Raw genomic sequence first — 10,338 nt, 5'->3', positions numbered from 1 at the left:
CACGCCGCAGCGACTCGCGGAGGAAGCGCCGGTCCAACACCCGCCTGGATCACGCCTTGCCGCCCCGACCCCTGCCAGCGCGACGCTCGACCGACCCTGCTACCTGTGACTGCACTCATGCGCAACTCCGCAACGATTCTTGACCCATGCAGTCAAACACCCCCACTGCGAATTTCATGTGTCGGTCGAATTGACGAAAATCAAACAAGCGCGGCGGTGAAAGATGCCGGCCATGCATGGAATCCGGTACATGGGTTGAACGTCGGCCACACCCTTCACGCTGCTGCAGTAAGCTGGATGCCCACCCTGCAAGGAGAGCGAGGATGCGGATCTATTTTGCGATGGCACTGCTGATTGTCGCCCTGGTTGCACACGCGACAGAGCCGAAGCTGGAGTTAAAGCACGCTCAGGAGATCGCCACACGTTGGCAGGACTTCAGTGTTAACGATGACATCGTGAAGGAAGACTACGTAGGTTTCCTTCAGGTGATCGATCCGGATCAGGACGGTGTCGATGAGATCGTCTATCTCAGCGCGTCGTATTGCTCCGGGTCCACGGCAGACTGCCCGAATGGCATTACCGTTCTCAGCAAACTCGTTCCCAGGAAGACACAGACGCTCAGCGTTCCCATGGATGAATGGGAAACCAGGGCGCGCAAGACCGGCTATACGCCGGATGCGAATGAGCAGATTCCCGGCGAAGTGATGAGCCTCAGCATCAAGGACAAACGCATTGAGGTTGTCTTTGTCGTGCAGAAGCAATCGCCCATCTGCAAACGGGAACAGCGGAATCCCGACGGATCCGAGCGCTGCCCGGCGCCAGGGCGCTACACCTGGGCCTATACCTGGAAGCGCGGTACGTTGACGCGTGTCGCCCAGGGCGAGCGTTACGAACGAAACACATCGACGGCCAACTTTCCGGTCCCTGTTCTGGGCACATGGGTCACTGCGGGCTGATACGCCCAGGGTTTCCTAGACATCTCAAGGCCATGGAAAATGGCTGATTCGGAGGTGTCCATGAGCAGTGTTGATCGGCAGTTCGACGTGACCGAGCCGGACGCGGCCTGGGCGAGCGATTTCACCTTCATCCGCACGCATGAAGGCTGGATGTACCTGGCTGTTGTGATCGATCTGTTTTCCAGGCAGGTCGTCGGCTGGGCAATGCGCGACCGGGCCGATACCGAGTTGGTCGTGCAGGCGGTGTTGTCTGCGGTCTGGCGGCGCAAACCCAACGCGGGTTGCCTGGTTCACTCGGACCAAGGGTCGGTCTATACCAGCGATGACTGGCAGCGTTTCCTGGCGTCCCATGGCTTGGTGTGGAGCATGAGTCGGCGTGGCAACTGCCACGACAACGCACCCGTGGAGAGCTTCTTCGGCCTGTTCAAACGCGAGCGGATCAGGCGGCGGACCTATCCCACCAAGGACGCCGCACGCGCCGAGGTATTTGACTGCATCGAGATGTTCTACAACCCCAACCGCCGCCATGGTTCAACTGGCGACCTGTCCGCTGTAGAGTTTGAACGGCGCTACGCGCAACGAGGTTCTTGAGTGTCTACGGAACACCGGGCGTATCAAAGTTCACAGCTTCCCTACTCCTGGAACATCACCCCATGCAGTGTCCCCGGCAGGTGATCCTCCGCCGCCTGGCGACGGAACTCCGAGTGCCCCGCACCACCAAGGAAGTCGGCAAATCTATACGGATACTTCCTGAAGTCCCGCTCCGTGTAATCGGGGCTCCTCTCCAGAAACAATCCCACCAGCGCTGACAACACCGGAAGCTCCGGGCAGTCCTCCTCCAGCCACAGACACTGGCCTGACTCGTTGACCTCCAGGAAGACGAACTGACCGTCGGGTTTGACGATGAAGTCAAACGAACCATGCACCAGCCCCAACGCGTCCATCATACGGAAGCAGCAGTCACGTAAGCCATCAGGCAGATTGTAGGGTTCGATTACTGGATGCTTGCTTGGATGCCGCCAGTCAACCAGCAGATCCGGATCGTCCGCGCTATGTAGCTTTGCCGCTATGCATGCGCGACCAAACACAGCCACGCGCAGCTCGTAGGCTTTCTCCACGAAGCGCTGATAGATGAGCGGAGACGCCTGCAGCATGCCGTCGTTTTCGAGGTCCTGCGCGCTGATCATCGACGACATGTACTCATGGGAGCTGCCGTCGCGCCCGTTCCAGAGATGCGGGAAGAACGGCTTGGAGATGATACGGCCAGCGTGCATGGCAAAGAATGCGCGAACATGCGATGGATTATTGCTGGCGAGGGTCTCAGGCACGGTAAACCCGCATGCACGCGCAACCTGAAGTTGTTTGAGCTTGTTGTTCCGGCTCGTCAGGTAGCTGTCCAGCGGATTGACCCACCATGCATCGGGCGCCATCGCCTGCAGCAGGCCCCAGAAGAATCGCTCGCTCTCTCGTTGGCATAGCGCGTGATCTCGTGGATCAAGGCCCTCCGGAACAGCGGGTGATCGCCCAACCCTGCGGATCCACACATAGTCGCAGGAGGTATCGGGAAGGGCATCGTAGATGCCGGCATCGCGGGCCGAGTCGCCTGCTACGAAAGAGTGCTGCCGGGCGGCCGGGAAATCGGTGAGGCTCATCCACTCGGTGGCGATGCCGCGATCCGCCAATGCCCATTCCACTGCACCGGCATGCACATCGCCCGGCAGTGTCACTACGCTCATCCGACCTGCCATGGCTTTCCTCTTCCGTGACCTGGATGATTCCGGTCAAATCTAAATCGAAACCAATCATCGCGTCGAGTTGTAACGGACGTCAATATATTGATTTGGCGCAGTTGCAGCAAAAATGACAGTCGAATTCGTTGCGATCATCAACGTGTGTCTTGCCTTTCGCGGGCTCACGCGCATGGGATCCATATTATGCCACCAAATCACTTGACGCCGTTCCGATGAGGGTGATAAAGCAGTCTGGCGCCAGTTTTCGTGGATGGCGCTCAACCCAAGGAGGTCCTCCCGATGTCCAAGCAAGAATCGAAGCAACATGGTACGACCGGGTCTTTCCGCCTGCTGAGCCGTAACCTGGCACGCGAACTGACCGATGCAGAGCTCAATGCCGTCTCTGGTGGCACCACATCGCGGACCCGCCTTGCGGCCGCGGAGGCAAGCTTAAGCAACAACATCATCGTCGTTGACGATGCGGATGCCTGACGCAGCACGCCCTCCCTTAGGGTTTGTGACATGAATGATGGAGCGTCGTTATTGTTCCGCATGGGTGTGGTCGCGATGCTGACCGGCAGCAGTTTGCCGGTCAGCGCTACCGCCGCTGCGCCCGTCCTGCTGGAGCAGGTCCCGTCGGATGCGGTGGTTGATCTTGCATCGCTGCAGTGGGTTGCTCCTCGGTTCTCCGCCGACGCGGCCGAGCGTGCGCGATGGGATTCGCTGCTCGCGTGGGCGCGAGGTCCGGCAAGCGAGGCGGAGACACAACGTCTGCGAGAAGCGTTTGCGGACCGTGGCGTGGATGCGTCGGCGCTGCCGCGCGGATGCTATGGCAACCATCGATGCGCGCTGGTAGTCAGCGCCGAGGCCACGGCAGCTGATGCTGCTTCATTGGACGCGTTTGTCACTGCCGCGCGGCAGGCGCAGCCCTATGTGGCTACGTATCGGCAAGTTGCAACCTCGGTCGATGCCGTTCACAAAGTCCGTGACGATGTGGATTCCGCCACCAAGGATGCCAAGGAGCTTGGGCGTCGATTCGCACAGGATCAAGTGTTGAGATACGCCTTTGATTCGCTACCGGGTCATGGTGAGGAAGCAATCGGCACTCCCACGTTTGCCTTATATGCATTTGCGCTCGAGGCGGACCTGCGCTTGCTGGACGACAGCAATATCCTGTACGCCCAGGAGCAGATTACCCGCTACGGAGGTTGGCCTGCGCCGCCGAGGATCAGCGAGGACATGCAGCAGCAACTGTGGGCGCTCGTGCAGCACGGCGACCATCGCCCTGAGCTGCAGTACGACGCGCTGCAGGCCCTGCAGCGTAGTTACGAGGGTCGTGCCCTGCCCCGTCAGTATGCTTTCCTACATGATCGGGTGATGCTTAAGTTGACCGGCAGGCAGCGTTACGGCACGCAGGTGACGTGCGTCGACGGAAAGCGTGTGGCGCAGCCGCTTGATGGCAGCGGTGATGTGGACGCGCTGCGCACGAGCGTGGGGATGGCTTCGCTCGCAGATTATCTCAAGGACTTTCCGAGTTGCACTGCGGCACCATGATGCGGGAGCTTGGGATGCACTGAGGCTGTAGCCCGGATAGAGCCAAGCGCAATCCGAGGCTATTGGTGCATGACATCGGCAAGTGCGTTGCATCGTTCGCGCGCACAGAGCCACGGAATGCGCTTCGCTCCATCCGGCCAAGGATTGTCGAGTGCTACGGTGAGTAACCCGACTCGTCAAGTTGCCCGTCTTTCATGGCCAGTATGCGGTCGGCGCTGCGGATAGTTTCCGGGCGGTGCGCCACGATGATGCAGGTCAGCGGCAGCTCGCCGATAGCGTCGCTCACTGCACGCTCCCTGCCCACATCCAGATGGCTCGTGGCTTCATCCAGGAACAGTAGCGCCGGGTCCCTGTAGAGCGCGCGCGCAAGGATGATGCGTTGCTTCTGGCCTCCGGACAACGAGCTTCCCATGTCGCCGATGAATCCGTTGTATCCCATCGGCATCGCCTGGATTTCCTCATGCATAGACGCAAGGCGCGCCGCTGCCTCCATGCGCGCCATGTCGTGGCTTGCATCGAAGAAGCTGATGTTGTCGGCAATGCTGCCGGCAAAGAGGTCATCGTCCTGCATGACGGCGCCGAAAAGTGCACGTAGCACGGCCCCCTCGCTGCCATGGATGTCCTTGCCATCGACCAGCACCTGGCCACGGGTGGGTGTCAGCAGTCCCAGCATGACTTTGACGAGGGTGGTCTTGCCGCAGCCAGACGCGCCCACGATGGCAACCGACTCCCCTGCGGCGATGGTGAAGGTCAGGTTGTCCAGCACCCAAGGCTCACCATGGGCGTATCGGAAGCAGAGGTTGCGCACTTCCACCTTCAGCGGGGCGCTGCCGGCGTCTGGCGTAGGACCTACGCTGGGTTCCGGCTCGGTCAGTGCGATGTCGGCCAGGCGTTCGCCATGCAGCCGCAGCATCCTCAACTCCATGGCCTTGTCGATGAGGGCCGAGATCCTCTGCGCAAACTGCTCTTTGTATGCAAGGTAGGCGATCAGCATGCCCACGGTGAACACACTGTCCAGTGAGAGCGACGCCCCGACGCAGATGACGATGATGCGCTCGGCGCCGAAGATCAGCATGTTTGCGTTGTCGAAGCCGAGGTTCATCCTAGCCAGGCGGACGTCCTGGTTCACGGTGTCGACCATCAGGTTCTCGTAGGTAGCTCGCCGCGCTGATTCCTGACCAGCAACTTTGATGCTCTGGATGCCGCGGATGGATTCCAGCAGGTACGTCTCCTGCCGTGCAGCCGCCATCAGTTGCCGTTCGGTGCCGTCACGCAACGGCCGGTACGCCACCAGTCGCAGCCCGAGGTAGAGCCCGACCGCCGCCAAGGTCACCAGCGCCAGTTTCCAACTATAGATCAGCATGATGGTCAGCGTCACCGCAGCCATCAGTCCATCAATGAGGGCTTCAACAAAGCTGTTGGTCAGTGTCTGCTGGATTGCGTGGACGGACGACATGCGCGAGGTGACATCGCCTACGTGCCGTTTCTGGAAGTATTCCAGCGGCAGACGGACGAGGTGGGCGAACACATTACCCATCCATTGCAGGCCGAGGCGGGTGGACAGCAGCATCACGGTCCAGCCGCGCAGCACGCTGATGCCGACCTGCAGCAGCAGCGCAAGCCCAAAGCCGATGCCCAGGATCGCGAGGAGACCTCGGTCGGCAGAGACCAGCACCTGATCGACCACCCATTGAATGAAGAACGGGGCGATCACCACGAACACCTGCAGCGAGGCGGACAGTGCCAGCAGCAGGGTCAGCGCCTTCCAGATCCCTGTGACACGCCCGGTCAGCTGTCTGAGCGTGACGGCCGGCGGCGTCAACCTGCGCTGGAATTCAGTGCCAGGCATCAGCTCCATCGCCACGCCGGTGAAACTACGGGACAGCTCATCAATGGTTACAGTGCGTCGACCGGAGGCTGGATCGATGATCGTTGCCTTGGACGTACCGACGTCTTCAAGCACGACGAAGTGGCTCAGGTTCCAGTGCAGGATGCAGGGCAACTGCAGTTGTCCCAGACCCTCCAGCTCCAGCCTGAGAGGCCGCGCACGCAGTCCCAGCGCCTGCGCGACCTGCATGAGCTGTCGCAGCGTGGCGCCCTTCAGCGAGGGTGGAAACCTGTGGCGAAGCTCCCGAAGTGATGCGCCATAGCCGTGATGGTCGGCGACCATGGTGATGCATGCGAGGCCGCACTCGGCCGCTTCTGACTGAATCGTCACCTTCATCCGGTGCGTCCCGTAGCGGTTTTCCCTGCCATGTCAGCTGCCTGCCCCGGCACTGCGCACGGACTGCAACGGCTCCAGCAGCCACTCATACAGGCGCCGCCGCTCGCCCATTATGTCCGCATCCACCTGCATGCCCGGAAGCAGGGGCTCATCGTTGCCGTACGCGCGCACGGACTGGTGCTGGAGCTGCACCGTTACCCTGTAGTAGTGCACGGGTGCATCGGCGTTGGTTGTCGCGGATCCCTCGGTGGTCGGGATTGCGCTACGACTCACGCGGGTCACGGCACCCATCTGGTGGCCGAACTTCTGATACGGGAATGCGTGGAAGCGCAGGCGCACAGTGTCGCCCGGCGTAACGAAGCCGATTGACCGGCTTGGCACGAGCAGCTCAGCTTCCAGTGGACTATCAACCGGCAGGACCACGAGCAGCGGCTGTCCCTGCGCGATGGATTGTCCAGGTTTGGATTGCTGCACGGACACGGTGCCCTCCACGGGTGCGCCGACACTCAGTGACCCATTGGACTGCACCTGCACCCTCTCCTGCGCAAGGGCGGCGACCGCGTTGCGATGCTCCGCCGCCACTACCTGCAGATGCTCGGGAAGCTCGTCCAGGCTTTGCTGCAGTTGCGCGATCAGTCGTTGATTGACCGTGGCCTGGCGTTGGAATGACTGCAGCTCACCTTTCCATCCCAACGCATTGGACTGCTCCTGCTTGATCTGCAGGATGCTCACATACTGCTCGTCCTCAAGGCGACGGAGGCGACCAAGAGTCTCCTCGGCCACCTGGATCTGCTCGCGGCGGTTCTGGATTTCACCGGCGATGTCGGCGCTCTCGCGCTGCGCACTCTGCAGTTGGCGCAGCAGGCCGTCGCGCTGCGCGGTCAACCGCCGCTGCTCAGCAGACCATGCATCGTCAAGACCCTGCTGGCGCTCTTCCAGCCGCCGCTGCAGGGCGATGGTGGTGTCGCCGTCATTCACGGTAGCGCGGGAGGAGCTGACGATGGCGACCGCCTGCCCCTGTTCGACCCGTCCCCCCTCTTCTACCATGATCTGCGATACCACCCCGCTCACGGGCGAGGTGACCACGGAGAGACCCTTGCCCGGAACTAGGGTGCCTTGCACCGTGGAACGCCAGGTGTACGTGCCGAATGCCAGGAAGGCCAGTACGCCGAGTGCGACGCACACAGCGGATGCCGCCAGTACCTGGATGCGGATGGGCTGGGCCAACTGGATATCGCCAAGCCACGCCGTGCGGCGCGCTGCGCTGACTTCGGGGCGGAATAGATCCTGCGACATCCGTTTGCTGCACCTCCTGGCAAGCCTCCATTGATACACACCGGCGTGGGTGAGACAACTGGGTGACTGGCATGGCTTGCGGGGGGAAAGGATGTAACGGCGTTGGCTTGTTCAGCCAAGAACCCCGGATTGCGCTTTACTCCATCCGGCAGGAGAGCCAAGTCCATTAAAGGCCGATTTCCTCGCGAAGGTAGCGCCCCATGGCTTAGAAATCGATCTTCTCCTCCATCAGGTCCAGGAACAGTTGCGCCGCCATCACGGCCTTCTTCTGCGGAGGAGTTGAAGCGTCCTCGTTAACTCGATCCACTTGGAAGTAGAGTTCCACCCCAAGGAGCTCTCTATGAAGAAGTCGAAGTTCACCGAAGAACAGATGGTTCGGATCCTCAAAGAAGTCGAGGCCGGTGCAAGGGTTGGCGAGACTTGCCGCAAGCACGGGATCAGCGAGCCGACCTATTACGTCTGGAAGTCCAAGTACGCCGGCATGGAGGTGTCGCAGTTGCGGCATCTGAAGGATGTGGAAGCCGAGTTGGCCCGGATGAAGCGCATGTATGCCGAGTTGGCATTGGATCACCACGCGCTCAAGGACGTGCTGTCGCGAAAAGGTTGAGCCAGGCTCGTCGACTGGAATTGAGTCTGGCCATGCAAACTACTTACGGCCTCAGTGCCCGTCGAGCTGATCGGGTGCTGCAGCTGTCCCGATCTGCACGGCATTACCGTCCGCGCCAGCGCGACGATGGCCCGCTCATCGCCGCAATCGAGGCGCACTTGAAGGACAACCCCGGCCACGGTTTTGGCATGCTGATGGATTGGGAGGACGTCGCACCTTCAACATCAACGATGACTTCAATCGCGAATCGATGAAGATCGAAATCGACACCAGCCTGCCCTCGGCACGGGTCATCCGCGCACTGGACGAATTGGTCGAGCTGCGTGGTGCTCCAAGGCGACTGCGCCTGGACACCGGCCCGGAGTTCATCAGCGCTGCGCTCAGGCAGTGGGCACAGCAGCACGGCGTCACCCTGATCCACATCCAGCCTGGCAAACCTATCCAGAACGCCTACATCGAACGCTTCAACCGCACCTTCCGCACCGAAGTGCTGGACCGCCTCGTGTTCACCACGCTCGACGAGGTTCTGCGCATGGCAGAGGACTGGCGTCATCGATACAACCACCAACGGCCACATCGATCACTCGGCGGCTTGCCGCACATCCGCTTCGCAATGGCACAATCAACAACCACCTCTACTTCTGAGTGACTCGAAGAATCGAGTACGCTTCACTCCCAATCTGGCGGCACCAAATGAGCCAAGCCGCACATTGACCCATGCAGAAACGGGGCATCCGGACCATGCCATGCATCAGCAGATCCGAAGCAAAGTGGAGCAGTTAGATGAAGCCAACGGCCGCACGTTTGACGCGACCAGTGAATGGATGACAGCGAGTCTGCTGACGCTAGCCAAAGAAAATTGACTAACCCCGGTAGACCACGTGTTGCTCAGCGAAAAGACCAAAGACTCGACCGCTGCCCAGACCTTGTTTGTAGTGCAAGGCGATCCAAAGAATCCAGCCATGTTGCGCGCTCATATGCCAACGGCCGACGCTGCGGCTCGGCCTGTTCAAGAGAGCTATACCCAACTGGAATCTGTCAACCAGCGACTAGCGCAGGAGCGCATGCAAGAGCTGGCAGTGGACCAGCAGCGCTTGCAGGAACAACAACAGCGCGGCCCTGTTCCATCGCTTTGAGGCGATGACGTACCCGCACTTATCATCATCAAACTGCTAGCAGCCATTGAGCGACAAGCAACGGGAGCTGATGCCTAAGTGAATCTGGCCCCGTTCTTCGCCATGATTATCTGAAGGACAATGCCGCAATCAAGAGAAGGCGCGGAATCCAGCCGAACGCCATCCACGCGAGAGCATCCATCCCTGCCCGCTTTTTCCCGATGGCGAAGTTGACAAGCGAGATGATGATTGCAAGAAGATCCGCAAAGATGAAGCAGACGGCTTTGCCAAGAACGCCAAGAGGAGCATTCGACACCTCAACTTCTACCGCATTTTCCTTTTGCAACTCAGCTGACTCCAGAGCCACAAGGGGATGCTCTCTGTCAGAGATCCCCCGGTTAGACAGCTCTTCCCGCGCTAGCTCAATAGCAGCAGGCACATAGCCCTCGGGACTAAGAAATGCAATGCGAATCAGGCTCTCAGAGTCTTGGATTTCATAGCGACGCCTAGCCGCCAAGGGATCAAAGTAATCGGTCACTACGGACTCCCCCCTAATTCCGAACTTCTATTGTACCGCTTAAGCGCGGAATAACGTAATCCTCGCCGACTCCCCAGCCAAGGTCAATCGCAGCAATCATTTGAATCTCGTCACTTTCAGCTGTGTAGAGGGAATTGGTTCTGAGAACTGGATCAGATTTACTTAAGTAAATCTGATCCAGTTCTCTGCAATTGTTCCAAGTAACGGATCAGGCTCTCCTGTAGTATTGAATCTTCGATCGAAAAAACATCAAAGAGCTGCGGCTCGCGCAGGCGAGCAGCGTTATAGATAAGCTGACCTAGCCGTAGCTCTGGGTCT

General features: G+C 59.9%; 10 protein-coding genes and 2 pseudogenes. 8 read left to right on the top strand and 4 right to left on the bottom strand.

All coding sequences use genetic code 11. The features are described from left to right. Window positions 1–323: 323 nt before the first annotated feature. Both RQH86_RS15265 and RQH86_RS15260 read left to right on the top strand, forming a co-directional pair. The gene (locus RQH86_RS15265; RefSeq protein ID WP_311239885.1) at window positions 324–956 is read left to right on the top strand and encodes a hypothetical protein; all 633 of its coding nucleotides are present in this window, start codon (window positions 324–326) and stop codon (window positions 954–956) included. 69 nt (window positions 957–1,025) lie between these two features. Beyond that, a pseudogene (locus tag RQH86_RS15260) lies at window positions 1,026–1,547 on the top strand (IS3 family transposase); the annotation flags it as partial. A 41-nt stretch (window positions 1,548–1,588) separates the two neighbouring features. On the opposite strand, the gene RQH86_RS15255 reads toward RQH86_RS15260, so the two are convergent. Next, window positions 1,589–2,692 carry a hypothetical protein gene (locus tag RQH86_RS15255; RefSeq protein ID WP_311239884.1) on the bottom strand — a complete coding sequence of 368 codons (1,104 nt, stop codon included), beginning with the start codon at window positions 2,690–2,692 and terminating at the stop codon, window positions 1,589–1,591. Between the two features lie 294 nt (window positions 2,693–2,986). Here RQH86_RS15255 and RQH86_RS15250 point away from each other — a divergent pair, with 294 nt between their 5' ends. Together RQH86_RS15250 and RQH86_RS15245 are read left to right on the top strand one after the other, a co-directional pair. Next, window positions 2,987–3,178: a hypothetical protein gene (locus RQH86_RS15250; protein ID WP_311239883.1), complete on the top strand. Its 192-nt coding sequence runs from the start codon at window positions 2,987–2,989 to the stop codon at window positions 3,176–3,178. Window positions 3,179–3,208: 30 nt separating this feature from the next. Next, entirely contained in the window at window positions 3,209–4,240 is a 1,032-nt protein-coding gene (locus RQH86_RS15245) for a DUF6624 domain-containing protein (RefSeq protein ID WP_311239882.1), read from the top strand. A gap of 154 nt (window positions 4,241–4,394) precedes the next feature. Here RQH86_RS15245 and RQH86_RS15240 read toward each other — a convergent pair whose 3' ends face one another. Both RQH86_RS15240 and RQH86_RS15235 read right to left on the bottom strand, forming a co-directional pair. Then, a complete protein-coding gene (locus RQH86_RS15240; protein WP_311239881.1) occupies window positions 4,395–6,464 on the bottom strand; it encodes a peptidase domain-containing ABC transporter in 2,070 nt (689 codons plus the stop codon). Window positions 6,465–6,497: 33 nt separating this feature from the next. Further along, window positions 6,498–7,760: an HlyD family efflux transporter periplasmic adaptor subunit gene (locus RQH86_RS15235; RefSeq protein ID WP_311239880.1), complete on the bottom strand. Its 1,263-nt coding sequence runs from the start codon at window positions 7,758–7,760 to the stop codon at window positions 6,498–6,500. 340 nt (window positions 7,761–8,100) lie between these two features. On the opposite strand from RQH86_RS15235, the gene RQH86_RS15230 reads away from it, so the two are divergent. The 4 genes and pseudogenes from RQH86_RS15230 to RQH86_RS15215 form a co-directional block, all read left to right on the top strand. Then, on the top strand, window positions 8,101–8,367 hold the full coding sequence (locus RQH86_RS15230) for a transposase (protein ID WP_311260566.1): 267 nt from the start codon (window positions 8,101–8,103) through the stop codon (window positions 8,365–8,367). Window positions 8,368–8,399: 32 nt separating this feature from the next. Next, complete coding sequence (locus RQH86_RS15225) at window positions 8,400–8,621, top strand: hypothetical protein (RefSeq protein ID WP_311260567.1); 222 nt, start codon at window positions 8,400–8,402, stop codon at window positions 8,619–8,621. Then, window positions 8,618–9,016 (top strand): integrase core domain-containing protein, encoded by a 399-nt coding sequence (locus RQH86_RS15220; RefSeq protein WP_311238046.1) that lies wholly within the window; start codon window positions 8,618–8,620, stop codon window positions 9,014–9,016. Before RQH86_RS15225 ends, RQH86_RS15220 begins: the two co-directional genes overlap by 4 nt. Before the next feature lie 22 nt (window positions 9,017–9,038). Beyond that, window positions 9,039–9,503, top strand: a pseudogene (locus RQH86_RS15215) (XVIPCD domain-containing protein); the annotation flags it as partial. Between the two features lie 106 nt (window positions 9,504–9,609). Here the strand turns inward: RQH86_RS15215 and RQH86_RS15210 are convergent. Next, window positions 9,610–10,020 (bottom strand): hypothetical protein, encoded by a 411-nt coding sequence (locus RQH86_RS15210; protein ID WP_311238047.1) that lies wholly within the window; start codon window positions 10,018–10,020, stop codon window positions 9,610–9,612. Window positions 10,021–10,338 lie beyond the last annotated feature (318 nt).

This window comes from Xanthomonas sp. WCS2018Noco2-27 (assembly GCF_031843525.1).
Taxonomy (GTDB): domain Bacteria; phylum Pseudomonadota; class Gammaproteobacteria; order Xanthomonadales; family Xanthomonadaceae; genus Xanthomonas.
This window is presented reverse-complemented; position numbering and strand designations above follow the sequence as displayed.

Bases quoted from the DNA above. Each gene is read 5' to 3' on its own strand.
- RQH86_RS15265 (WP_311239885.1), top strand. From the start codon at position 324: ATGCGGATCTATTTTGCGATGGCACTGCTGATTGTCGCCCTGGTTGCA.
- RQH86_RS15230 (WP_311260566.1), top strand. From the start codon at position 8,101: ATGAAGAAGTCGAAGTTCACCGAAGAACAGATGGTTCGGATCCTCAAA.
- RQH86_RS15225 (WP_311260567.1), top strand. From the start codon at position 8,400: ATGCAAACTACTTACGGCCTCAGTGCCCGTCGAGCTGATCGGGTGCTG.
- RQH86_RS15250 (WP_311239883.1), top strand. From the start codon at position 2,987: ATGTCCAAGCAAGAATCGAAGCAACATGGTACGACCGGGTCTTTCCGC.
- RQH86_RS15255 (WP_311239884.1), bottom strand. From the start codon at position 2,692: ATGAGCGTAGTGACACTGCCGGGCGATGTGCATGCCGGTGCAGTGGAA.
- RQH86_RS15220 (WP_311238046.1), top strand. From the start codon at position 8,618: ATGAAGATCGAAATCGACACCAGCCTGCCCTCGGCACGGGTCATCCGC.
- RQH86_RS15245 (WP_311239882.1), top strand. From the start codon at position 3,209: ATGAATGATGGAGCGTCGTTATTGTTCCGCATGGGTGTGGTCGCGATG.
- RQH86_RS15235 (WP_311239880.1), bottom strand. From the start codon at position 7,760: ATGTCGCAGGATCTATTCCGCCCCGAAGTCAGCGCAGCGCGCCGCACG.
- RQH86_RS15240 (WP_311239881.1), bottom strand. From the start codon at position 6,464: ATGAAGGTGACGATTCAGTCAGAAGCGGCCGAGTGCGGCCTCGCATGC.